Annotated in this window: 20 protein-coding genes and 1 pseudogene; 7 read left to right on the top strand and 14 right to left on the bottom strand. The window is 40.6% G+C overall.

Annotation, left to right across the window (positions count from 1 at the left end):
* Positions 1-33 precede the first annotated feature (33 nt).
* The 3 genes and pseudogenes from ACSQ7D_RS11355 to ACSQ7D_RS11365 all read left to right on the top strand — a co-directional run bounded on the left by ACSQ7D_RS11355 (position 34) and on the right by ACSQ7D_RS11365 (position 3,491).
* Positions 34-1,129: pseudogene (locus ACSQ7D_RS11355) on the top strand (ISAs1 family transposase).
* A gap of 457 nt (positions 1,130-1,586) precedes the next feature.
* On the top strand, positions 1,587-2,654 hold the full coding sequence (gene fbaA, locus ACSQ7D_RS11360) for a class II fructose-bisphosphate aldolase (RefSeq protein WP_002672889.1): 1,068 nt from the start codon (positions 1,587-1,589) through the stop codon (positions 2,652-2,654).
* A gap of 108 nt (positions 2,655-2,762) precedes the next feature.
* Positions 2,763-3,491 (top strand): Bax inhibitor-1/YccA family protein, encoded by a 729-nt coding sequence (locus tag ACSQ7D_RS11365; protein ID WP_009410716.1) that lies wholly within the window; start codon positions 2,763-2,765, stop codon positions 3,489-3,491.
* 96 nt (positions 3,492-3,587) lie between these two features.
* On the opposite strand, the gene ACSQ7D_RS11370 is transcribed toward ACSQ7D_RS11365, so the two are convergent.
* From ACSQ7D_RS11370 to ACSQ7D_RS11395, 6 genes are all read right to left on the bottom strand, one after another.
* Positions 3,588-4,706 carry an ABC transporter permease gene (locus ACSQ7D_RS11370; protein ID WP_437136308.1) on the bottom strand — a complete coding sequence of 373 codons (1,119 nt, stop codon included), beginning with the start codon at positions 4,704-4,706 and terminating at the stop codon, positions 3,588-3,590.
* 95 nt (positions 4,707-4,801) lie between these two features.
* Complete coding sequence (locus tag ACSQ7D_RS11375; RefSeq protein ID WP_437136309.1) at positions 4,802-5,932, bottom strand: ABC transporter permease; 1,131 nt, start codon at positions 5,930-5,932, stop codon at positions 4,802-4,804.
* A 15-nt stretch (positions 5,933-5,947) separates the two neighbouring features.
* Positions 5,948-6,682: an ABC transporter ATP-binding protein gene (locus ACSQ7D_RS11380; RefSeq protein ID WP_437136310.1), complete on the bottom strand. Its 735-nt coding sequence runs from the start codon at positions 6,680-6,682 to the stop codon at positions 5,948-5,950.
* A 104-nt stretch (positions 6,683-6,786) separates the two neighbouring features.
* Positions 6,787-7,692 (bottom strand): ABC transporter ATP-binding protein, encoded by a 906-nt coding sequence (locus ACSQ7D_RS11385; RefSeq protein ID WP_437136311.1) that lies wholly within the window; start codon positions 7,690-7,692, stop codon positions 6,787-6,789.
* A gap of 54 nt (positions 7,693-7,746) precedes the next feature.
* Positions 7,747-8,502 carry a class I SAM-dependent methyltransferase gene (locus ACSQ7D_RS11390; protein WP_012796903.1) on the bottom strand — a complete coding sequence of 252 codons (756 nt, stop codon included), beginning with the start codon at positions 8,500-8,502 and terminating at the stop codon, positions 7,747-7,749.
* A gap of 96 nt (positions 8,503-8,598) precedes the next feature.
* Entirely contained in the window at positions 8,599-9,132 is a 534-nt protein-coding gene (locus ACSQ7D_RS11395; RefSeq protein ID WP_437136312.1) for a hypothetical protein, read from the bottom strand.
* Positions 9,133-9,184: 52 nt separating this feature from the next.
* On the opposite strand from ACSQ7D_RS11395, the gene ACSQ7D_RS11400 reads away from it, so the two are divergent.
* Entirely contained in the window at positions 9,185-9,514 is a 330-nt protein-coding gene (locus ACSQ7D_RS11400) for a DMT family transporter (protein WP_437136313.1), read from the top strand.
* A 9-nt stretch (positions 9,515-9,523) separates the two neighbouring features.
* On the opposite strand, the gene ACSQ7D_RS11405 is transcribed toward ACSQ7D_RS11400, so the two are convergent.
* The 7 genes from ACSQ7D_RS11405 to ACSQ7D_RS11435 form a co-directional block, all read right to left on the bottom strand.
* Positions 9,524-10,081: a hypothetical protein gene (locus ACSQ7D_RS11405; protein ID WP_437136314.1), complete on the bottom strand. Its 558-nt coding sequence runs from the start codon at positions 10,079-10,081 to the stop codon at positions 9,524-9,526.
* Positions 10,082-10,204: 123 nt separating this feature from the next.
* Complete coding sequence (locus tag ACSQ7D_RS11410; protein WP_012796906.1) at positions 10,205-10,603, bottom strand: hypothetical protein; 399 nt, start codon at positions 10,601-10,603, stop codon at positions 10,205-10,207.
* 313 nt (positions 10,604-10,916) lie between these two features.
* On the bottom strand, positions 10,917-11,207 hold the full coding sequence (locus ACSQ7D_RS11415; protein ID WP_002672917.1) for a hypothetical protein: 291 nt from the start codon (positions 11,205-11,207) through the stop codon (positions 10,917-10,919).
* A gap of 5 nt (positions 11,208-11,212) precedes the next feature.
* Positions 11,213-11,812, bottom strand: coding sequence for a hypothetical protein (locus tag ACSQ7D_RS11420; RefSeq protein WP_437136315.1), 600 nt, complete (start codon positions 11,810-11,812; stop codon positions 11,213-11,215).
* A 173-nt stretch (positions 11,813-11,985) separates the two neighbouring features.
* Positions 11,986-12,918, bottom strand: coding sequence for an HlyD family secretion protein (locus tag ACSQ7D_RS11425; RefSeq protein WP_437136316.1), 933 nt, complete (start codon positions 12,916-12,918; stop codon positions 11,986-11,988).
* Entirely contained in the window at positions 12,915-14,207 is a 1,293-nt protein-coding gene (locus ACSQ7D_RS11430; protein WP_437136317.1) for a TolC family protein, read from the bottom strand. Before ACSQ7D_RS11430 ends, ACSQ7D_RS11425 begins: the two co-directional genes overlap by 4 nt.
* 110 nt (positions 14,208-14,317) lie before the next feature.
* On the bottom strand, positions 14,318-14,935 hold the full coding sequence (locus ACSQ7D_RS11435) for a TetR/AcrR family transcriptional regulator (protein ID WP_437136318.1): 618 nt from the start codon (positions 14,933-14,935) through the stop codon (positions 14,318-14,320).
* Between the two features lie 1,122 nt (positions 14,936-16,057).
* Between ACSQ7D_RS11435 and alaS the strand changes: the two genes are divergently transcribed.
* The 3 genes from alaS to rpsA all read left to right on the top strand — a co-directional run bounded on the left by alaS (position 16,058) and on the right by rpsA (position 21,304).
* The gene (gene alaS / locus ACSQ7D_RS11440; RefSeq protein ID WP_437136319.1) at positions 16,058-18,691 is read left to right on the top strand and encodes an alanine--tRNA ligase; all 2,634 of its coding nucleotides are present in this window, start codon (positions 16,058-16,060) and stop codon (positions 18,689-18,691) included.
* Positions 18,691-19,254, top strand: coding sequence for an ACP phosphodiesterase (locus ACSQ7D_RS11445; protein ID WP_009418041.1), 564 nt, complete (start codon positions 18,691-18,693; stop codon positions 19,252-19,254). Before alaS ends, ACSQ7D_RS11445 begins: the two co-directional genes overlap by 1 nt.
* Before the next feature lie 289 nt (positions 19,255-19,543).
* On the top strand, positions 19,544-21,304 hold the full coding sequence (gene rpsA, locus ACSQ7D_RS11450; RefSeq protein ID WP_002672939.1) for a 30S ribosomal protein S1: 1,761 nt from the start codon (positions 19,544-19,546) through the stop codon (positions 21,302-21,304).
* A gap of 152 nt (positions 21,305-21,456) precedes the next feature.
* On the opposite strand, the gene typA is transcribed toward rpsA, so the two are convergent.
* Complete coding sequence (gene typA / locus ACSQ7D_RS11455; RefSeq protein WP_009410703.1) at positions 21,457-23,262, bottom strand: translational GTPase TypA; 1,806 nt, start codon at positions 23,260-23,262, stop codon at positions 21,457-21,459.
* Positions 23,263-23,389: the final 127 nt, after the last annotated feature.

Raw genomic sequence — 23,389 nt, forward strand, 5'->3', positions numbered from 1 at the left:
AATAAAATGTAAAAGTCTATGACACTGATAGAAATGTTATCTAGTATAGAGGATACTAGAAAAAGACGCGGTATCCGCCATAAAATGCCTAACTTCCTGATTATGTGCCTAACAGCAATAATGTCAGGTTATACTGGTTATCGAGAAATAGGCCGTTTCCTCAAAGAAAACCAATGGGAGTTTAAAAAGTATCTAACTTTCTGTAAAGTACCTACATATGGCTCTATTAGAAGGATATTTATGGAAATTGATTTTGATGATTTTGCCCAAAAATTCAATCAGTGGACTGCCCAATTTTTACCAATGTGTCAAGGTGAAACACTTGCTGTTGATGGAAAGGCTATTGCAGGAACTATTAAAGACACTCAAAATAACTATCAGAATTTTGTTTCATTGATAAGTGTTTTTGCTTCACAAAGAGGCATTGTATTAGCTTGTGATAAATTAGAGAACAAAAAAGAATCTGAAATTTATACCGTTCAAAGACTCTTACAAGCCTTAGACATTCAAGGTGAAATAATCACTTTAGATGCCTTACATTGTCAAAAAAACTCTTGAAACTATTATAAAGTCAAAAAATGACTACATAGTACAAGTAAAAGGTAATCAAAAAAAGCTTTTTGAGCAAATAAAAGCAAATGTTGCTACAAAAAAGTATTTAATGCACACTTACCAAGAGTGTTCTTTGCTAAGAGGTCGTGATGAATTGCGTATTACCAAAGTTTATAAAAATTTAGAGGGTATTTCTCCTGAATGGTTTGGTATAAAGCGAATTATAGAAACAACACGTTATGTCAAAACAAAGAAAGGTCAGACAATAGAGATAGTTTACCATATTAGCAGTGTAGCTAAGAATAAGGCTGATTTCTTTGCTAATCACATACGTTCTCATTGGGGTATAGAAAATCGTTTGCACTGGGTGAAAGATGTACAAATGAAAGAGGACAAGAGTAAGACTAAATCAGGTAATGCTCCTGAGAATCTTTCAATAATGAGAAATATATCAATTAACCTATTTCGTCTTAATGGAAAAGACTCTATCAAGTCAGCTATGGAATGGAGTATCATTAATTTCAAAGAACTTATGAATTTAATATATTATAAATCAAACATTTGTAACTCTATGTAACAGCCCTGCCTCAAAGAGGGGGAACTATAGCGACGCAAAGACGAACAAAAGACGGTGCAAGCCGCACGGGCAGATGAACGAATGACGAACAAAAGACGAACAAAGAACGAACAAAGAACGAACAAAAGACGAACAAAGAACGAACAAAAGACGAACAAATGACGAACAAAGAACGAACAAAAGACGAACAAAAGACGAACAAATGACGAACAAAAGACGAACAAAAGACGGTGCGAGCCACACGGGCAGAGGAACGAATGACGAACAATGAACGAAGAAAGGGAACATTTAAACCAAATATAAGTGGAAGATAAGTGATGAAAAACACGAAGTAATTTTGGTTTTTTGAACTAAAAAATATAAGATTTATTTTGAAGATATATGAGAAAATCGTATCTTTGCCGTCAATTATGACATAATGAGTAATTCTGAAAACTAAAATTAATTATATTAAAGAATGGCACATAACATTAAAAAAGGCGTAATTCTTGGAAAAGAAGTACAAGAAGTATTCAAATACGCTAAAGAAAAAGGCTTTGCTCTTCCTGCAGCCAACGTTATCAGTTCAAACTCTATCAACGCTGCGTTAGAAACTTCAGTAGCTGTAAATGCCCCAATGATTATCCAATTTTCTAACGGTGGTGCTCAGTTTATGGCTGGTAAAGGATTGAATAACGACAACCAACGCGCTTCAGTTCTCGGAGCGGTAGCAGGTGCTAAACACGTTCACCAATTGGCAGAAGCCTACGGAGCTTCTATCATTTTGCACACTGACCACTGCGCTAAAAAATTACTTCCTTGGCTTGACGGTATGCTTGAAGCATCAGAAAAACACTTCAAAGAAACAGGTAAGCCATTGTTCAGCTCTCATATGATTGACCTATCGGAAGAGCCTATCAAAGAAAATATTGAAACTTGCAAACGTTATCTTGAACGTATGAGCAAAATGGATATGACTTTGGAAATAGAACTCGGTATGACCGGTGGTGAAGAAGACGGGGTAGACAACTCACACGTAGATAGTAGCAGGCTCTTCACACAACCAGAAGATGTGGCTTACGCTTACGAAGAACTTTCTAAAATTAGCTCACAATTCACCATTGCAGCTGCTTTTGGTAACGTTCACGGGGTGTACAAACCAGGAAATGTGAAATTGACACCAAAAATATTAAGAAATTCACAAGACTACGTTTCAAAGAAATACAATTTGCCTCACAACGCACTTGACCTGGTATTCCACGGTGGTTCAGGTTCTACCCTCGAAGAAATCCGCGAGGCTATTTCTTATGGTGTAATCAAAATGAATATTGACACTGACTTGCAATACGCATTCACTGAAGGTGTTCGCGACTATATGAAAGCTAAATCGGCTTACTTGCAAGGACAAATAGGTAACCCAGAAGGTCCCGAAGCACCTAACAAGAAATACTACGACCCACGTGTATGGCTTCGTGAAGGCGAAAAGACATTTGTTACTCGTTTGAAAAAAGCGTTTGAAGACCTTAACAACGTAAATACTTTATAGTAGTATTTACCCACCTGACAACTTTGCCAAGAAGCTATAGCAACCTATGCCAATAGACTTTTTGGCAAAGTTTTTGATATATGAACACAAACATTTTTAATTAAACATATGGGATATAATTCAAATTACGACAGCTACAACACTAACTATCAATCACCTCAAATAGTAAGCTATGCTACTAATGAGGCACAAGCTACCTTTTACCGCAAAACTTACTCACACGTAGCAATGGCACTTTTGGCATTTATAGCTGTAGAAGCTATTTTGCTAAATGTAGTACCAGAAAGCCTTATCATCTCTATGGTAAGTGGCAAATGGGTATGGCTATTGATTTTGGGAGGCTTTTGGTTAGGCTCAATCCTTGCCAGCAAATGGACGCAAGCACAAGATAAGAATACCCAATATATGGGCTTAGGGCTTTATGTGTTACTTGAAGCTGTTATCTTTATGCCAATAATCTTTTTGGCGATGTACTTTACCGATGGTACGGCTATCCTTTCGCAAGCCGGTATTATTACACTTGCTTTATTTGGCGGACTTACAGCGGTGGTATTCCTCACCCGTGTAGACTTTTCGTTCTTGCGTAGTATATTGGTAATAGGAGGTTTTGTAGCCTTAGGACTTATTGTGGCAGGAGCTATCTTTGGTTTCGATTTAGGACTTTGGTTTTCAGTAGCAATGGTTGCTTTGGCAGCAGGTGGTATACTATATGAAACCTACAACATCAAAAATGTATACAGCACAGACCAATACGTAGGGGCAGCCTTGCAGTTGTTCTCTTCTATTATGCTACTTTTCTGGTATATATTGAGAATACTTATGTCGAGAAGAGACTAATCTGTTCTCCTAAAATATTAAAATGATAAGTTCCATCATTGAGTACAATAAGATTAGTACTCTTGATGGAACTCTTGTATTATATTAGGAATTATGTTAGCTTGTCTTCTTATAATTCCAAATAGCCCAACTATTGAGCAGCACAGCGAATCCTACAAGATACAAAAACTCTATGTGTAACTGCTCAAAACTACTACCTTTGAGCACAATTAAGCGGATAGCATTCACAAAGTGAGTTATGGGAATGGCATTACTCACCTGCCGACTCCAAGCGGGCATACTGTCTACACTGGTGAGGAAACCACTCATCAGTAGGAATATCATCATAAAGAAATGGGTGATGAACATAGCCTGCAACTGCGAATCGGCGTAGGTGGAGACGAGGAGTCCGGAGCCGAGAATCGCAATGAGATACATTGTGGCAAAGGCATACAAGGTGAGTAGATTTCCTGCTGGGAAGATGCCATAGACTACATACATCACCGTAAGCCCCAAGGTGAACAGGATTAATCCTACTACCAAAAAGGGTATGAGCTTTCCTAATATAAACTGCCACTTCTTAATAGGCGTTACATTTATCTGCTCGATAGTGCCTATTTCCTTTTCTTTTACTACATTCTGCGCAGAGAGAGATCCCCCAATAATGGTGAGTAATAAGGCTAAAATGCCTGGAACTATATAATATCTGTACTCCATTTGTGGATTGTACCAGTGTGTACTCGCCACACTGAATTTGGCTACATTGCCTATGCGTTGGGGAGCTTTCACATTTACATCAAGCTCGGCATTGAAGTCGCGTATCACTGAAAGCAAATAGGCTCCCCCTAAGGACGACTTACTTCCGTTGATGGCATCGATAAAGAGGCCAAGCGTCTGCTTTCCTTCGCGTACGAGATTGCGCTCAAAACCTTCGGGGACTTCCAAAACTATATCGGCTTTACCGTCTTCTATCAGGGCGATGCCTTCTTTGTAAGAGAAAGGAGCCTCTACGAGTTTAAAGTACCCTGAGGAAGTAATCTTCTGTATCAGTTGGTGAGAATAGGTACTCTGGTCGTGGTCGATATAAACGAGGTTAATGTTCTTCACATCGAAATTGGCAACTAAGGGCAATATAATCAGTTGGATGATAGGAACCACAAACATCATTGCCAAGATCGTCTTATCTCGGAATATCTGCTTAAATTCTTTTTCTAATATAAAGCTTAATACTTTCATTTCTTTTATATTTAAATCCTCTCCCCAATCACATACTCTCCTATTCGGAGACTACTCCAAAGGAGAGGGAGTAGTCCGTTTGGTGGGTTGGGGGATTATTGTAATCGTATTTTAAACTTCTTCATTGCAAGGGTTAAGAATAGCACTGCCATTGCGATGAGAATGAGCGTTTCTTTCCATATATAACTAAAATCCAATCCTTTAAGCATTACTTTCTTCACAATAGCGTAGTAATAACTTGAAGGGAATACTTTGGCTATCCCCTGAAAAACAAGGGGCATATTCTCTATGGGGAACATAAAGCCGGTAAAGAAAGCCGTAGGTAACATCATCCCCATCATAGCGATGAGCATAGCGGTTTGTTGTGAGGAAGTGCTTGTGGAAATGAGTAGTCCCAACGACAAACAGATGATGATAAACAAAGTACTCTCGGCGTAAAGCAGTAGCAAATTGCCACGTATCGGAACATCGAGCATATAGACCGACAGCAGGAGTATCACGGTGAAGTTGATGAACGAGAGAATAAGGTAAGGCACGGCTTTGGCTATTAGTATTTTTAGGGGATTGAAAGGGGATACTAAAAGGATTTCCATAGTACCTAACTCTTTTTCGCGCACTACGGCTACCGAGGTGAGGGCAGTGCTCACTATCATAAAGACGAGTGCGATTACCCCAGGAACGAAGTTCATAGAGCCATTTTGCTCCTCGTTGTACAGCATTCGGTTTTCTACGGTTATTTGGTAGGGCATTTGCACAGTAGGATTCAGTTCTTGCTGGTAGCTGGCTACCATAGCCGAGAAGTAGTTTTGTACTGTTTTAGCCGTATTGGGGTCGCTGCCATCGGTGATGAGTTGTAGGGAGGTGCCACTGGGTGTGTAGAGGTCTTTTCCGAAATCGGGAGGGAAGATGAGCGCAGCTTTTATAGTGCCACGCTTGAATTGGTCTTCTACTTGGTCGTAACGGAACAGAGGGTCTTTCAGCTTAAAATACGGACTCGCCTGCAAACGGTGCGTGATTTGTTGGCTATAAGTGTTGTTTGCCTCATCTAATACAGCGATACCGATGTTCTTGACCTCGCTGCTGAGGGCTTGACCGAAAAGGATAATCTGCGCTATGGGCATACCGAAGAGTATCAGTAGCGTGCGGCGGTCACGGAATACGTGATAGAATTCCTTGCGTATAAAGGCTATTAACTGTTTCATATCTAATGATAGGCGAATTGCCATTCGCCCCTACGAGGGTTATTCATTACGTTTTGCTTTGCGGGCGAGCTGGTAGAACACTTCGTCCATTGAGTGGGTGTGATATTGGTTTTTAAGGTTGGTCGGCGTATCCATTGCTTCCACTTTGCCGTCAACCATTATGCTGATGCGGTGGCAATACTCGGCTTCGTCCATATAGTGGGTGGTGACGAATACAGTGATGCCCTGCGCGGAGGCTTCGTATATCATATCCCAGAACTGTCGGCGCGTTATCGGGTCTACACCACTGGTAGGCTCGTCGAGGAATACGATTTCGGGACGATGGAAGATAGCCACCGAAAAGGCGAGCTTCTGCTTCCAGCCCAGAGGTAGCGACCCTACGAGTTTGTTGGCTTCAGCCTCCAAGCCGAGCTTGGTGATAAGCTGGGTACTGCGGGTTTTGATTTCCTTGCGACTCAAGCCATAGACACCTCCATAAAAGGTGATGTTTTCCTGCACGGTGAGGTTGTCATACAACGAAAACTTCTGACTCATATAACCGATGTGTTTTTTTATCTGCTCTTGCTCTCGATAGACATCGAAACCTGCTACGGTAGCCTCGCCCGAGGTAGGGTACGAAAGTCCGCAGAAGATGCGTATAGCGGTGGTTTTCCCCGCACCATTGGCACCGAGAAAACCGAAGATTTCACCTTTTTCAACAGTTAGGGAAATGTTGTTCACGGCTTTGAAATCGCCGAATTGCTTTGTTAGGTTATGACAGTGTATTGCGTTCATAGTGTTCCTCTCCCCCTACCCCTCTCCCAAGGAGAGGGAAGCATATACCGCAAAAGCGATTTGAATTACTTCTTAGGGGTGTTTATTTATTGAATTATTATACTTTAATTTTCTTCCATTAGGCGGATAAAACTGTCCTCGATGGTGGGGGTAATGGTTTTCCATTCGAGGTGGGGGAAGGTGTTTTTCAGCTGTTGCTCGAATATGGGAATGTTGGTATTTTCTTTGAGAGTAACGTGTAGGTACTCGCCAAAGGGGTAACAGCTATCAATGTTGGGGTGCTCGCGCAGGTGCTGGAGCAGTGCGTACAGGTCGGGAGCCTTGATAGCATAGAGTGCCGTAGGATACTGGGCGATGATTTGCTCGGGGGTACTGGTGGAAAGCACCTTGCCTGATTGTATTAAGGCTATGCGGTCGCATAGGCTGGCTTCGTCCATATAAGGGGTGGAAACGAGTATGCTGATGCCTTGTTCCTTTAGTTTCTTCAGCATCTCCCAGAACTCTTTGCGCGAAACCACATCTACCCCCGTGGTGGGCTCGTCTAACAAAAGGACTTTGGGTTTGTGAATGAGAGCGCAACATAGGGCTAACTTCTGCTTCATACCCCCTGAGAGTTTGCCCGCACGACGGTTGCTGAACGGCCTTATCTGCTCGTAAATATCCTTAATAAGGTCGTAATTTTCAGCGATAGTCGTACCAAAAACGGTAGCGAAGAAGGAGAGGTTCTCCTCGACAGTGAGATCTTGGTACAGAGAGAAGCGCCCAGGCATATAGCCCACGTGCTTGCGGATTTCCTTATAATCCTTAACGATATCCCAACCCTCGATGCTTGCTGTGCCCTCATCAGGTAATAGAAGGGTGGTGAGCATACGAAAGACGGTGGTTTTGCCCGCCCCATCGGGACCTATGAGCCCAAAGAGTTCGCCTTTTTTAACTTCTAAGGAAAGGTGTTGGACGGCGTGGGTACTGCCGTAGGACTTGCTGAGGTTATGTATACTTATGCTTGTCATTTTATTAATTAGCAAATTAGCAAATGTGAAAATTAGCAAATACAATAGAGATTGTTACTTGATACTTCTTGTAGCAATATAGCTTGCGACGTTGTGTTCGTGTAGGTTGCCATAGCCATTGGTATCGTCATAAAGGCTTAAGAGTGTGAATCCCGCCTCCAACTGTCCGTTAATTTGCTCTTCTAAGGTGTGTGAAAACTGTATGCCACCATTACTTTTCTGCATCTGGCGTAGGTGTTCTTCGTTATTTAATGGGTTGAAGGGAAGGGTATTTATCAGTGTTTTTTCTTCCTCATCAAATAGATAATTAATACCTATGTCCAAACCTGAAAGCAGTACGCCTCCTTTTTTAAGCACACGGTAGCACTCTTTCCAGAGCGGTTTTACCTTTTCAATATAACAATTAGACACAGGGTGAAATATCATATCAAAGGTATCGTCGGAGAAAGGAAGGGGTTTGCTCATATCTTCTTGTAGAAGTGTAATGAGGTACCCCTCACGTTGGGCAACCATTCTCTCTTGTTCTATTTGCCTATCGGAATAGTCTAATACGGTACATTCTGCACCTAAAGCGGTGAAAATGGGCATTTGCTGACCGCCACCGCTGGCGAGCCCTAACACTTTTTTGCCACGCAAGTCGCCTATCCAATTCTTAGGTACACTTTTAGTTGGGGTGAGTTTGACGGCAAAATTACCGTTTTTAGCTTCCTCAAATTCGGTATGGGAGATAGGTTGCCCCCACTCCCAACCATTATCAATCCAGTTATTGATAGTCTGTTGGTTTATTTTCTGATAGTTTATAGGGTTCATTTTTAGTATTTTTAGTTTGTTATTATTTTAGATAAGTACGAGCTACAAGCTTTATTCTTAATAGGCACGAGCTACAGGCTCGCGCCAGCAGGGTGATTATTTTTCGTTTTCTGTATCAAGGCAAAAGCAGAGGTCTTTGCCTTCGGGGTCTTTTTCTATGTAACAATCTTTTCTCAAGGGATAGTCCCACTCGCTATTGGCGGTTTTTACTTTCTGATAAGGGGGTACGTATACTGTGCCCTTGTCCCAAAGGATTTGAGCATATAGTACTCCGTTGCAATAGGCATAATGCCCAAAAGGGTTTATTTCCTTTGAGGGATAACACGTCTGAAAGTTCTTACGACCGTCATAATCGCGTAGAGCTTGCGCCCCCATAAACTTCTGAGTAAAGCATTCGTTATCCTCTCCGAGCTCGTTTTTGTACAATTCGTAGAATGCAGGACGGTCTTCTTCGAACGATGCGTAATCTTCGGCACTTATGCGGTAATAGCGTTCATAGCCTGCTACCCAACTTACAAGTACTTTCATCAAATGGGTTTCGATTGCTTCGCAATAGCCCACAGAGAAAAAGTGTTCTTGGTCTACGAGCTCTTTAGTGAGCTTTATGTGTTCTATGAGTTTTAATTTCATTTTCAGTAAAATTGTTATATTTTTGCCACGAATTTAGATACTATACTTTTATATGCATTACCTATACCTCACTTTAGCGATTGTTTTAGAGGTCTTAGCCACTGCTCTTTTAGGTAAATCGGAAGGGTTTACCAAGTGGTTGTTTGCCGTAGGCTCGCTGTTGTCTTATGGTGTTTGTTTTTATTTTTTATCCTTAGCTCTCAAGAATATTCCACTGGGGGTGGCCTACGCTATCTGGTCGGGGGTAGGGATTGTACTGACAGCCATTGTGAGTATTCTTGTTTTTAAGAATAAAATAGACCTGCCTTTTGTACTGGGTTCCCTGCTTATCATCGCTGGGGTGGTGGTGATTAACCTCTTCTCAAAGGTAAATGGACACTGATTTTTCCCCTTATTTTTTATCTTTTCTTCTTGTTATCAAAATAAATACTACGCATATTACTAGTCCTACAAGAGCGGGTTTGGCTACTGACCAACCGCTTGCACCACTGCTCACCACGCTCCATAATAGTTTTAAAAGCGCTGCTAACACTACGGTGTAGAGCGATAAGCGCCATTTTCTCTTCCACGCTGAGACTATCAGCAGATAGAAAAAGAGCGGTACACTTAGTGAGAAAAGTATCTTTTTTGTGTCCCACGTGTCTTTGAGATAGTCCATTTCGTAGGCTAAGAAGCCGAGCACCTTAGGGTCGGTTTGTTGTGGAACGGAGAACCAAAACATACTGGTAAATAGGCAAAAGATACTCAATGACACTCCTGCATACGATTTTCTCAAAGCAAAATACACCATAGGCACGATAAAGAGCGGGCGCACATACCAGCTCAATATATTGTGATGTCGCGCAAAAGTCCACTCAAAAAAGGAGTCATTAGTGAGAAAGACTACTATAAAAACTATGGTAAGCAGGGCGAAAACCGTTGCTATTACTTTGTCGTATTTCTTTAACATAGGGTTGTATTTGTTAGTAAGCTACAAAAAATGTGCTAAGAGTATGAGCTACAAGCTCTATTCTTGATAGACACACGAGCCACAGGCTCGCGCCAGCGGGGGGGGTCATATATAAATCTCTTTTTATTGTTCTTTTTTTCTTGCACCTAACCACAATAGGAATATAAGTAGCCACATTATAACACTTTCAGGAAGTATTTTGGTAAGGTTACCTCCATCGCTTGTTAGGGTACTAAATGCAATACTTGCCCAACGTACTGCTAATAAAGCCATTACAAACTGAGCAATATACTTGCCTGCGTTGTCGTTTTTGCGCAGCGCTATAAGCACTAAAGCAACACCCATTACTATGTTTTCGGTAGCTATGATATGCCAAAGATAATTGAATGTTACCTTGCTTTCAGCATCGATGTTGGTGTTTGACAAGGCAGGGAAAAGGGTTGTGAAGCCGTTCATTTCGTGAGTAACGGCAGAGAGTAAGCAAAATACTCCCACTACAAGGTAAAAATAATTACGTATCATATTTTTTTTATAATTGTTACTAATTTAATTTCTAAAATCATTTGTTTTATTTTGGAACTTATATCGGGGTATAGAATTCCGACCAGAGTTGTTCAATCACTCCATACCTGTTCTCCCTTTAAATGAACTGGATAAAGAAAGCCCCAATAATCAGACTAAAAAAAGAAAGAGAAAAACGGACAAATATACATGAAAAACGAAGCATACCCCAATCCCTTAAAACCATCAGAAGAAAAAAGGGAAAACAAGCAAAAGACCTGTTGATAACTTTTTGATATAGTCTATATAAAACTTTATCGGATAAGTAGATATATTATTTTATAGGTAATGTCTTTTTTATCTTGTTGTATTCTTCAATGATAGACCATGTTTTTTTGGTAATTAAGTTATCCCAAGGCCAAGAATCTATTGACCAGCGCATAATCTTATCTAAATCATTGGATAAATTATCACCAAATGATTTAGATGAAATATTATCACGTATGATAGAAAAGATATAAATTGCTTTCTCCAGTTGATGGGCAGGAAAGTAACTATCTTTCTTCTGAAGTTCTGCCTTCAACTCTGATATTAAACAAATTAAATTATTAGCAAAACTTTCCATATGAATTAAATTAAACTGGTTACAGGGTCATCTACCACAAATTTTTGAATTTGCCCTCCGCTTAAGTTCCCTTGAGGAGCAGCAACGCCTTCAAAAAGTAATGTTCCTTTTTTTATTTGCCATTGTTTTATATCTGTCATGTTATTCCATTCGGGCTTAATAGCAAGACTATTACGTGAAGCTGGAAAAGTTTCAAATAAATAACGCCCATTTGCCGTAGCTTTCAAACCCTTGTCATGGAATCTTATACCATATTCATTAGTGCGAGCTGTCAGACGGATAGCCTCGCCCCTGCAACCGTAGAAAATATCCCACGTCGAGCTTCGGGGGTTGAATATACGTAGCGTGGTGCCGTACTCGGCATCGGGCTGTTTGTTTTGCAAACGCTCCGAGCGTGAGGGGACAATAAAGACATCTTGTATCGCCGTACCTTCCAACACCCAAGAGAAAATCCATTCGCCTTTTACGCGTCTGGGGTCGTCGGCTTCCAGATGGTCTACCCATTCGATATTCCATTCGCCCACCAAAGCACCGAAAAAATCGTATTCTTCCGGTATGCGTGGGTCTTTTTTGTCATAATGCAATGCTTTGATAAATTCGTTCATAATTTATTAGATATTTTTGTTGCTATTATAATGACAAAGATACGAATTTTTTGTTTTTCTCTCTATCCTCTCCTATACAATTTCTCTTTCCATACATATTTCATATGTGTAGGGGAATATACCTAAAACTAATAAGGAAAGATGTTGAAAATAGTCACTTTTCTTTGATCAGTTTATTTTTTGAACACTACTTCTCCGTACATTCCTATCTTTAAAAAGCCGTCGTTTTTAACCTTTATCTTGATGGCGTATACGAGGTTGGCGCGTTCAGATTTGGTTTGTATCGTTTTGGGAGTGAACTCGCTCTCTTGGGATATCCAGATAATTTCGCCTTGATAGGTGCGGTATTCGCCTTTTCCGGCATCGGTGCGCACGGTAACTTGCTGTCCTAATTTGATTTGAGATAGTTGGTCACCCGTAATATAGGCTTTGAGAGTTAGTACATCAGTATTAGCAATCTTATAGAGAGGCTTTCCGAACGTCTGCATTTCTCCTTTTAGGGCGTAGTTAGTAAGCACAGTGCCCGCAATGGGGTTGATAATTTCACCCTGATTGATTTGCTCTTGAACGGCTTCGGCATTCTTTTGCAAGGGAGCTTCTTGGCTGAGCACGTTGCGGTTCTGGGTGTTGATATTGGTCAGACTCACTTTGAGTTGGTTTTCGGTTACGGCTATCTGCTTGCGAAGCTGGTCGATGAGGGCGGAGAGGTCGTCCAATTGCTTTTGGGTGGCAGCCCCACCGCGCACTAAGTTCTGTGTACGCGTAAGCTCACGTTCCTGTTGGGCAAGTTGTGCGCGCTGTACTTCGAGTTGGCTACGAATGAGTGCTACCTGGTCGGCAGGGTTTTGGGTTTTCTCTTTGAGTGAGGCAATAGTAGCTTCCACTTGCTCTTTCTGTAACTTGAGAAGGGCAACGTTTATCTGACCGACTTTTTGACCTTCGGTAAGAGTTTTGCCTTCTTCTACATCGTAGTCGATGAGTTGCCCCGTCTGTTGAGCAGAAACAATGACTTCGTCGGCTTCGAAGTTACCAGAAGCGTCGAATTTGTTCTTATTATTGCAAGCTATTAAAGCTATCAATGTGGTAATAAGTGCTATCTTTTTCATTTTCCTATAATTAATTGATGATTTTCTTGAGCTTGGAGGAGTTGTATTTGGTGCAGGATAAGGGTTTGCTGGGCAAGATGCCAAGCATTGACTTTCTGCAAGTATTCGTGAGTGGTGATAACCCCGTTGTCTAACTGGACTTCAGCAGATTTAGCGACGGAATGGCGCAAAGTTACTGAGGTTTCATCTTGTTCTATCAGCTTTTGTAACTTTTTGAGTTGCTCGGACTGCTGAGTGAGTTCGAGTTTTGTGTTGAGTAAGAAGACTTGACGGTCGGTTGTGAGACTCTCGCGGTTGAGGCGCAAAATGTGTCTCTTGCTCGATAAGTTGTATAGCGGACTTAAATTCCACTGCAAACGAAGCCCCGTGATGTAGTAGAAATCCGCTTGGTTGCTGAGCATATTGAGTGTGGGACGCCCGTAACCGCCTTGAAAAAAGGCACTGAGCTTGGGTATATATTCGCTACTGAGCTGTTTTTCTTGCGCTTTAAGCAACGATTCCTGTAGCTGAAACCCTTTGAGTTCAGAACGAAAAATTTCGGTGGATAGGGTTTGAGACTGGGATTGAGGTGCAGGCTGTGCGAGCTGGGAAGCGTTGGTGAGCTCTTTGCCTATGAAAGTAGACAGCATTTGCAAGTAGATAGCTTGGGTGGCTTCGTACTCGGTGGTTTGCATTCTTACACGGAGGATTTCGGCTTTCAGCTCGTCTACATTACTGGGGAGGGTCGTGCCGTTTTTTAGGGCTACTTCTGCTTTGCGGAGTTGTGACTCCAACGTTTCGATATTGAGACGGTTTTGAGAGAGTTGCGCATTGATGAGGAGCACCCCAAAATATAGGTTACTCACACGTTGTTTCAGGGTGTATAATTGGGTTTCGACCGCTTGCATTTGGACAGCACTCTGGGCTTTGGCGACTGCCTTCTGACTGTGAATCGCACCACCCCCATAGAGCAGTTGGCTTACCTCGCCCACCACCTTGTATTGCTCCTTGTCGATAGTAGGCAAAGAGACGTTAGGAGGCAGTAGGAGTGCTCCTACAATGGTTTTAGAGAGGTCGGTTACTTCCGACTGGTAAGTGGCTTGCCCCAAGATAGAGAGCTGTGGGAGGTAAGCACGGTTGGCATTGGCAAGGGTATAGCCTTCGGTTTTGGCTACCAAATCGAGCTTTTTGACGGTAGGGTAGTTCTCACGAGTAAGACGATAGCAGTCCTCCAAAGAAAAGATAGCCTGCGCTTGCGCGGTGAGAGTAAGGGCTATAGATGCGGTGAGTGTTAAGATAAGGTGTTTCATAATAGCAAGCCATAAAACAGAGTAAAAGACTGATGAATTAAGGCTTTTAGGGGTATTATAGTGTTAATAAATTAGTTTAACCATTTGGTTAGGGTATAGATAAAAAAATGTTATTGTTTATATAGTATAACCTTAATCCATTGGGGGATAAGGGTTTTACGCTGGAGCATTAGGGCTTTGTACTGTTCTTCGGGTATGTTGATAATTGAGGTTAGGATAGGTTTTGCAATGAAAGGAAATATTACCAACCCGATGACGTTTAGGATAGCTTGCATTAGGTTAGGCTCTGTGATTTCACCACGGGCTACGGCTTCGGCATATTGACGGGTGAGCACAGAGTGAGTAAGTGCCTCTTTAATAGGGTTTTGCTCTACAAATGCTTGCGGGTTAGGACGCACCTCATTGAGTATAAAGGTAGGTAATTCGGGTTCTTTGAGGAGTAAATCGACGTAGTTAGAGACGATGAGGTCTATTTTCTCATCGAGAGAGGTACTTTCGTCGTTCAGCATAAGGTTTACTCCTTTAAAGAATTGCGCCATTGTTTCCATCATTACCATTTCAAAGAGCTTTTCTTTACTACGAAAATAATAGTTGAGCATTGCGTGGTTGATACCCGCTTCTTCGGCGATGTCGCGAGTGCGTGTACCTGCAAAACCTTTCTGATGAAAGACTTTGCGGGCAGCGGCTTTGATGCGTTCTTCGGTGCTTATATCTTTTGTCTTCTTCATCGTTACTTCTGATTTTCGGGGGCAAAGGTACAACGAGTTTTTGAATTAACCAAATGGTTAGAACAAAAATTTAATTTAGATAGTACGTAGGTAGTAGTAACAATATGAAAGTCATATATTTACATATATAAATAAAACCTATGGGTAGATGAAAAATTAGAAAATTAGAAAATTAGAAAATTAGGGAATTGGCAAATGGGAAGTGTAGTTAATGATTAATGGTGAAATTGGGAGAGGATTATACAAAGCTTATAAGATAGTTGAACAATAAGAGGCTCTACAGTGGCTCTACAGTGGCTCTACAGTAGCTCTACAGTAGCTCTACAGTGGCTCTATAGTGGCTCTACAGTGGCTCTACAGTAGCTCTACAGTAGCTCTACAGTAGCTCTACAGTAGCTCTACAGTGGCTCTATAGTGGCTCTATAGTGGCTCTACAGTGGCTCTACAGTGGCTCTACAGTAGCTCTACAGTAGCTCTACAGTAGCTCTACAGTAGCTCTACAGTGGCTCTACAGTAGCTCTACAGTGGCTCTATAGTGGCTCTACAGTGGCTCTACAGTGGCTCTACAGTGGCTCTACAATGAAGACTGACCAAAGATTAATTGAATACTAACTGAATAGCAATTGAATTTAGAATGTTACTAATATCAATCAAGGGTTCAATTAATTGATGTGAGAAGAGTGTAGCTTACGCTACAGAAATCTTACAATTTTTTACAAATCTAACAAATAGTCAGTAAGCTACCCGAAAGTCTTGCAAAGACTTCACGAATTACACAGATTTAGCACAGATAATTCTTTTGTAAAACATCATTATTCTGCGGATTGCTCAGTTAAAGCTGAGGGGGAAATTAAGAGTGTAGCTTACGCTACAGAAATCTTACAAATTTTTACAAATCTAACAAATAGTCAGTAAGCTATCTGAAAGTCTCGCAAAGACTTCACGGATTACACAGATTTAGCACAGATAATTCTTTTGTAAAACATCATTATTCTGCGGATTGCTCAGTTAAAGCTGAGGGAGAAATTAGCAGATTAGCAAATTTGTGAATTTGCTAATTAGTTCGTACCTTTGCGCCCTGAAAATGTTAATTATTAACTGTCAATCGTTAGTTAAAAATATATGACTTCGCAAGAAATAAGAGAACAATTCCTAAAATTCTTTGAAAGCAAAGGGCACACTATTGTCCCCTCGGCTCCTATGGTGGTTAAAAACGACCCTACCCTGATGTTTACCAACGCTGGTATGAACCAATTTAAAGAGTTCTTCCTTGGTAATGCTAAACCTAAATACAAACGCGTAGCCGATACTCAAAAGTGTTTGCGCGTATCGGGGAAGCACAACGATTTGGAAGAGGTAGGTCGGGACACGTATCACCACACGATGTTTGAGATGCTTGGCAACTGGTCGTTTGGTGATTACTTTAAAAAAGAAGCCATTAGCTGGGCGTGGGAATTGCTCACCGAAATATACAAAATTCCCAAAGAAAACCTCTATGTAACTGTTTTTGAAGGCAGTGAAGAAGAGGGCGTGCCTTTTGACCAAGAAGCCTATGATATATGGAAAGAACGGATTGCTGAAAACCATATACTTCTCGGAAATAAAAAAGATAACTTTTGGGAAATGGGTGACCAAGGTCCTTGTGGTCCTTGTACCGAAATTCACGTGGATATTCGTTCAGATGAAGAGAAAGCCAAAGTGCCAGGTCGCGACCTTGTGAATAACGACCACCCTCAGGTAATTGAGATTTGGAACAATGTATTTATGGAGTTCAACCGCAAAGCCGACGGTAGTCTCGAAAAACTACCTTCTCGCAACGTGGATACAGGTATGGGTTTTGAACGCCTCTGTATGGTTTTGCAGAAGAAACAATCAAATTACGATACCGATGTGTTTACCCCACTGATTCACAAAGTGGAAGAGATTACCCAAAGTAGATATACCTCAGGCGACCGTGTAACTGCTGAACAAGAACAAGTAAACATTGCCATTCGTGTGATTTCCGACCATATTAGGGCTGTGGCTTTTGCTATTACCGACGGTCAGTTGCCCTCTAACAATGGTGCTGGTTATGTGATACGCCGTATTTTGCGCCGTGCTATTCGCTATGGCTTTACTTTCTTAAACCAAAAAGAACCGTTTATCTACAAATTAGTAGAGACACTCTCTAACCAAATGGGAGGTACTTTCCCCGAATTGGAGAAACAGCAATTCCTGATTATGAGCGTCATAAAAGAAGAAGAAGCCTCTTTCTTGCGGACGCTTGAACAAGGTTTACTAATGCTAGATGTGATGATACAAAACAGTCCTGGCAAGCAACTATCGGGCGGTAAAGCCTTTGAATTATACGACACTTACGGTTTCCCCAAAGATTTGACAGCACTCATTCTTTCGGAGAAAGGGCTCACTATGGACGAAGCTAGTTTTGAAGAACAATTACAAAAACAAAAAGAGCGTTCACGTGCAGCAGCTCAAATAAAAGCTGACGACTGGGTGATACTCCGCGACGACGATGAAGAGGAGTTTATAGGTTATGATACCTTAGAGGCTGTGGTGCGATTGGTGAAATACCGCAGAGTGGAAAGTCAGAAAGACGGTACTCATTTTCAGCTGGTATTCAACACTACTCCTTTCTATCCGGAAGGAGGTGGACAAATAGGCGACAAAGGTACACTCCAAAGTGCTAACGGTGAGCTTATCTATATTTTAGATACCAAAAAAGAAAATAACCTTATCATTCACATTTCAGAACACCTGCCTACTAATTTAAACGACCCTTTCAAAGCAGAAGTACATTCAGTAGGACGTGAAATGGCAGAAGCTAACCACAGTGCTACCCACCTATTACACCAAGCCTTACGCGAAGTGTTGGGTACACACGTTGAACAAAAGGGCTCTCGTGTAGCTCCTGAAACTTTGCGCTTCGACTTCTCTCACTTTGCTAAACTTACTGAGGAAGAGCTCAAAAAGGTAGAACAATTAGTAAACAAACGTATTTTTGAGAAAATTCCTTTGCAAGAGCATCGTAATATTCCTATGCAACAAGCCGTGGAATCAGGTGCTATGGCACTCTTTGGTGAAAAGTACGGCGACCGTGTGCGTATGATTCAGTTTGGTGATAGCAAAGAGCTTTGTGGGGGAACTCACGTAAAGAACACAGGCGATATTTGGTATTTCAAAATCATCTCAGAAGGTGCAGTAGCAGCAGGTATTCGCCGTATTGAAGCGATTACCCGTGGAGGAGCTATGAAGTATTTTACAGAACAAGAACAGCTGGTAGAACAAATAAAAGAAACGCTGAAAAACGCCCAAGACCCTGTAAAAGCTATTATGCACTTGCAAGAAGAAAATGCAGCTTTACACAAAGAGCTTGAACAGTTGAAAAAAGAGCAAGCTAAGCAACTTAAAACAAGTTTAAAAGCTGAATTTACAGAAGTAAATGGTGTTCAGTGTCTCGTAAAACGAGTAGATGCAGAAGTAGCAACTCTAAAAGACCTTGCTTTCGAGTTGGGTAATGAGGTAAAAAATGCTTTTGTATTCTTTGCATCAGCTCACGAAGAAGGCAAAGCACTCTTGTTATGCTATATCAATAAAGAATTGGCACAAGCCAAAGGATTAGATGCTGGTAAGATAGTACGAGAACTGGGCAAATACATTCACGGAGGAGGTGGCGGACAGCCTTTCTTTGCAACCGCAGGAGGTAAAAACCCCGGTGGTATTACCGAAGCACTTTCTAAGGTAAAAGATTATTTATAATGAACTTTTTAGCTCATATCTACCTTTCAGGCGAAGGCGATGAACTGCTCACTATTGGCAACTTTATCGCCGATACCGTACGAGGCAAAGAATACTTACAATACCCCGAAGCAATGCAACGGGGTATTTTATTACATCGCAGAATAGATACTTTCACAGATGCACACGCCATTTTCCGGAAAAGTAAACACCGATTGGTGCCTACTTACAACCATTACGCAGGGGTGCTGGTAGATATTTTTTACGATTATTGTCTTGCTAAACATTGGAAAGAATATTCTGATAAATCCTTAGAACAATATGTTCAGCACTTTTACGATGCCTTAGAACGCCATCAGCACTTGCTCAACGATAAAGCTCAAACTTTGAGCAAATACATCATTGCCGAACGTTGGTTAGAAAGCTATCAAACCTTTGAAGGTATCTCTTCCATATTATACCGAATGGATAGGCGTACAGGCTTTGTTTCGAAAATGCAATATGCCATAGAAGATTTAAAAAGAGATGAAAAATTATATGAAGAAGAATTTACTCAGTTCTTTAAAGAAATACAAATGATGTAATTACAAAAACTTTTCAGTAGAATTGATTGTTTCTTAGTAACATTTCTACTTAACACAATATTCATATAATTATCTAATAAACAAATAGATACACATTTACAGATAAAAAAACATCTTCAAAAATCATAAAATTATTTGGCTAATTCAAAGATTATTCGTAATTTTGCCATAATTTTTTAAGGGCATAGAGTATTAATTTATCATTATTGTTTCATTCTTTCCTATTAGAAATAGCCCTACTAAAATACTCTCGTTCCTAATTAGGAAATACAAATTTTATTATCAGCAAATGGCTGAAAACACTCAAAATCCAGAAGAGTTCTTACAGAACTTTGATTGGGACAAATACCAAGAAGGTATTGACAGCGTACAAGAAGACCAATTGAAAAACTTCGAAGAATTGGTTAAAAACAATTTCGTTGACACTCAAGACAATGAAGTAGTAGAAGGAGTAGTAACTCGCATCACTGACAGAGAAGCGATTATCGACATCAACGCTAAATCAGAAGGCGTTATCTCTCTCAACGAGTTCCGCTACAACCCGAACCTCAAAGTAGGTGACAAAGTAGAAGTGCTTATCGATATCCGTGAGGATAAAAACGGTCAGTTAGTACTTTCACACCGCAAAGCACGTACGCTTAAAGCTTGGGATAGAATTAACTTGGCACACGAAAACGGCGAAATCGTAAACGGTTTTGTAAAAAGCCGTACCAAAGGCGGTATGATAGTAGATGTATTTGGCATCGAAGCATTCTTACCTGGTTCACAAATCGATGTGAAACCTATCCGCGATTACGAACAATTCGTAAACAAAACAATGGAATTCAAGATTGTGAAAGTAAATCACGAGTTCAAAAACGTAGTGGTTTCTCACAAAGCGCTCATCGAAGCAGATATCGAAGAACAGAAGAAAGAAATCATCAGTCAGCTCGAAAAAGGACAAGTACTCGAAGGAGTTGTGAAAAATATCACTTCTTACGGTGTATTTGTAGACCTTGGTGGCGTAGACGGATTGATTCACATCACCGACCTTTCTTGGGCTCGTATCAATCACCCAAGCGAAGTGGTATCGGTAGACCAAAAACTCAATGTGGTAATCCTTGATTTCGACGACAACAAATCACGTATCCAATTAGGTTTAAAACAGCTTAGCAAACACCCTTGGGACGCTCTTGCTGACGACCTTAAAGTAGGCGATAAAGTAAAAGGTAAAGTAGTGGTAATTGCCGACTACGGTGCTTTCGTAGAAATTGCTGATGGTGTAGAAGGTCTTATCCACGTTTCTGAAATGTCTTGGAGTACTCACTTGCGTTCTGCTCAAGATTTCGTAAAACTCGGCGACGAAGTAGAAGCTGTTATCTTGACTCTCGACCGCAACGAGCGCAAAATGTCTTTGGGTATTAAACAACTTACCCCAGACCCTTGGATTAACATTACTGAAAAATATCCAGTAGGTTCTAAACATACAGGTACTGTTCGCAATTTCACTAATTTCGGTGTATTTGTAGAACTCGAAGAAGGTATCGATGGTCTTATCCACATCACCGACCTTTCTTGGACTAAGAAAATTAAACACCCATCAGAATTTGTAAACTCTGGTGATAAGATTGAAGTAGTAGTACTTGAATTAGATGCCGAAGGACACAAATTGTCATTAGGACACAAGCAAACCACTCCTAACCCTTGGGACAAATACGAAACTGAATTTGCGGTAGGTACAGTTCACAAAGGTACTATTTCTAAAATGGTAGATAAAGGTGCTACTGTTCCTTTCAACGACGATATCTTAGCGTTTGTTCCTTCACGTCACTTAGAAAAAGAAGACGGAAAGAAATTGGGCAAAGGAGACACTGCTGATTTCAAAGTGATTGAATTTAACAAAGAATTTAAACGTGTAGTAGCTTCTCACACTGCTATCTTCAAAGAAGAAGAAGAGAAAATAGCTAAAGAAGCTGCTGTAAATACCAGCTCATCTACAGTCGAAAAATCAACACTTGGTGATCTTGAAGCATTACAAGAGTTGAAAGACAAGATGGAAAAAGAGAAGTAATTTAGTTTTTTTCATAATTTTTTGTTTTAATGAGGAAAAGTCGTTGCTGGGAAGTGACGACTTTTTTTATTATTCATCATCTATCTATTATTCATAAAAGAAAGCCTCAGTATTTTTATATACTGAGGCTTTCTTTTATTAAATATTAAAGATTACTTAAACTCCTTTTCGTGGCGTTTGCGTTCATTCTCATCTAAGTAGATTTTGCGTAAGCGCATATTTTTAGGAGTTACTTCTACATACTCATCTTTTTGGATATATTCCAAGGCTTCTTCTAAAGAAAACTTAATAGGCGGTGCTAATTTTACTTTTTCATCAGAGCCCGCAGCACGTACGTTAGTAAGTTTTTTAGTCTTCGTTACATTTACTACGATATCTCCACTACGAGAGTTTTCACCGATTACTTGTCCTGTATAAATATCTTCACCAGGGAAGATGAAGAATTTGCCTCGGTCTTGCAATTTGTCGAGAGAATAAGGTATAGCAGTACCTTGCTCCATAGAAATAAGCGAACCATTAATACGCCCTGCTATTTCACCTTTGAAAGGTTGGAACTCCAAGAAACGGTGGTGAATAATAGCTTCACCAGCAGTAGCTGTGAGTAATTGGTTACGCAAACCAATGATACCGCGAGACGGAATGATAAACTTAATAATCATACGTTCACCTTTAGGTTCCATACTTAGCATTTCGCCCTTGCGAAGGGTAACTAAATCTACTGCTTTACCACTTACATTCTCAGGCAAATCAATAGTAAGTTCTTCTATAGGTTCGCATTTCACTCCATCAATCTCTTTGATGATAACCTGTGGCTGACCAATTTGCAATTCATAACCTTCACGACGCATTGTTTCAATGAGTACTGAAAGGTGCAAAACCCCACGACCATAAACGATAAACTTATCGGCACTATCAGTAGGTTCTACGCGTAAAGCGAGGTTTTTTTCTAATTCACGCTCTAAACGTTCTTTGATATGGCGAGAGGTTACAAACTTCCCGTCTTTACCAAAGAAAGGAGAATCGTTGATAGTGAAGAGCATACTCATAGTAGGTTCATCGATAGCAATAGTAGGAAGTGCTTCGGGTTTTTCGTAATCGGCGATAGTATCACCAATTTCAAAGCCTTCTAAACCTGCAATCGCACAAATGTCGCCTGCTTGTACTTCTTCTACTTTCTTACGACCTAAACCATCAAAGAGGTGTAGCTCTTTAATTTTAGATTTTACAATTGTTCCGTCGCGTTTTACTAATGAAATATTCATACCCGATTTTAGGGTACCACGGTGCAAACGACCAATAGCAATACGTCCTGTAAAACTAGAATAATCTAATGAAGTAATAAGCATTTGCAAGCTACCTTCTTCTATTTGAGGAGCTGGAATATACTTTACCACCATATCGAGTAGGGGTGCAATACTATCAGTTCTCTTATGCCAATCTTCTGACATCCAATTTTGTTTAGCTGAACCATATACCGTAGGAAAATCTAACTGCCAATCTTCAGCACCGAGTTCAAACATAAGATCGAATACAGCTTCGTGTACCTCATCAGGAGTACAGTTTTCTTTATCAACTTTGTTGATTACCACAATGGGTTTCAACTTCATCTCTATAGCCTTTTGGAGTACAAAACGCGTTTGTGGCATAGGACCTTCAAAAGCATCGACAAGCAAGAGCACGCCATCAGCCATATTGAGTACACGCTCAACCTCCCCACCAAAATCGGCGTGTCCAGGTGTATCGATAATGTTTATTTTGATGTCTTTATAAACTACTGAAACATTTTTAGAGAGAATAGTAATTCCTCGTTCGCGTTCGAGGTCGTTATTATCTAATATCAGTTCGCCTGAATCTTGATTTTCGCGGAAGAGAGCGCAGTGGTGTAAAATCTTGTCTACTAAGGTAGTTTTGCCGTGGTCTACGTGGGCAATAATAGCTATATTTCTAATAGCGGTCATAGGTATAATTTGTGTTTTAAAAATTTGAGGGTGCAAAAGTACGAAGTAATTAGCAATTTAGCAAATTCGTAAATTGACAGTTATTGTCTTTTCTGATATTATAGGAATCATTTGGTATTTATTTACT

The organism is Capnocytophaga sp. G1920 (assembly GCF_051417515.1).

What these genes read in the sequence shown, in the direction of transcription:
- fbaA (WP_002672889.1), top strand. Translation starts at nt 1,587, where the DNA reads ATGGCACATAACATTAAAAAAGGCGTAATTCTTGGAAAAGAAGTACAA.
- ACSQ7D_RS11365 (WP_009410716.1), top strand. Translation starts at nt 2,763, where the DNA reads ATGGGATATAATTCAAATTACGACAGCTACAACACTAACTATCAATCA.
- ACSQ7D_RS11370 (WP_437136308.1), bottom strand. Translation starts at nt 4,706, where the DNA reads ATGAAAGTATTAAGCTTTATATTAGAAAAAGAATTTAAGCAGATATTC.
- ACSQ7D_RS11375 (WP_437136309.1), bottom strand. Translation starts at nt 5,932, where the DNA reads ATGGCAATTCGCCTATCATTAGATATGAAACAGTTAATAGCCTTTATA.
- ACSQ7D_RS11380 (WP_437136310.1), bottom strand. Translation starts at nt 6,682, where the DNA reads ATGAACGCAATACACTGTCATAACCTAACAAAGCAATTCGGCGATTTC.
- ACSQ7D_RS11385 (WP_437136311.1), bottom strand. Translation starts at nt 7,692, where the DNA reads ATGACAAGCATAAGTATACATAACCTCAGCAAGTCCTACGGCAGTACC.
- ACSQ7D_RS11390 (WP_012796903.1), bottom strand. Translation starts at nt 8,502, where the DNA reads ATGAACCCTATAAACTATCAGAAAATAAACCAACAGACTATCAATAAC.
- ACSQ7D_RS11395 (WP_437136312.1), bottom strand. Translation starts at nt 9,132, where the DNA reads ATGAAATTAAAACTCATAGAACACATAAAGCTCACTAAAGAGCTCGTA.
- ACSQ7D_RS11400 (WP_437136313.1), top strand. Translation starts at nt 9,185, where the DNA reads ATGCATTACCTATACCTCACTTTAGCGATTGTTTTAGAGGTCTTAGCC.
- ACSQ7D_RS11405 (WP_437136314.1), bottom strand. Translation starts at nt 10,081, where the DNA reads ATGTTAAAGAAATACGACAAAGTAATAGCAACGGTTTTCGCCCTGCTT.
- ACSQ7D_RS11410 (WP_012796906.1), bottom strand. Translation starts at nt 10,603, where the DNA reads ATGATACGTAATTATTTTTACCTTGTAGTGGGAGTATTTTGCTTACTC.
- ACSQ7D_RS11415 (WP_002672917.1), bottom strand. Translation starts at nt 11,207, where the DNA reads ATGGAAAGTTTTGCTAATAATTTAATTTGTTTAATATCAGAGTTGAAG.
- ACSQ7D_RS11420 (WP_437136315.1), bottom strand. Translation starts at nt 11,812, where the DNA reads ATGAACGAATTTATCAAAGCATTGCATTATGACAAAAAAGACCCACGC.
- ACSQ7D_RS11425 (WP_437136316.1), bottom strand. Translation starts at nt 12,918, where the DNA reads ATGAAAAAGATAGCACTTATTACCACATTGATAGCTTTAATAGCTTGC.
- ACSQ7D_RS11430 (WP_437136317.1), bottom strand. Translation starts at nt 14,207, where the DNA reads ATGAAACACCTTATCTTAACACTCACCGCATCTATAGCCCTTACTCTC.
- ACSQ7D_RS11435 (WP_437136318.1), bottom strand. Translation starts at nt 14,935, where the DNA reads ATGAAGAAGACAAAAGATATAAGCACCGAAGAACGCATCAAAGCCGCT.
- alaS (WP_437136319.1), top strand. Translation starts at nt 16,058, where the DNA reads ATGACTTCGCAAGAAATAAGAGAACAATTCCTAAAATTCTTTGAAAGC.
- ACSQ7D_RS11445 (WP_009418041.1), top strand. Translation starts at nt 18,691, where the DNA reads ATGAACTTTTTAGCTCATATCTACCTTTCAGGCGAAGGCGATGAACTG.
- rpsA (WP_002672939.1), top strand. Translation starts at nt 19,544, where the DNA reads ATGGCTGAAAACACTCAAAATCCAGAAGAGTTCTTACAGAACTTTGAT.
- typA (WP_009410703.1), bottom strand. Translation starts at nt 23,262, where the DNA reads ATGACCGCTATTAGAAATATAGCTATTATTGCCCACGTAGACCACGGC.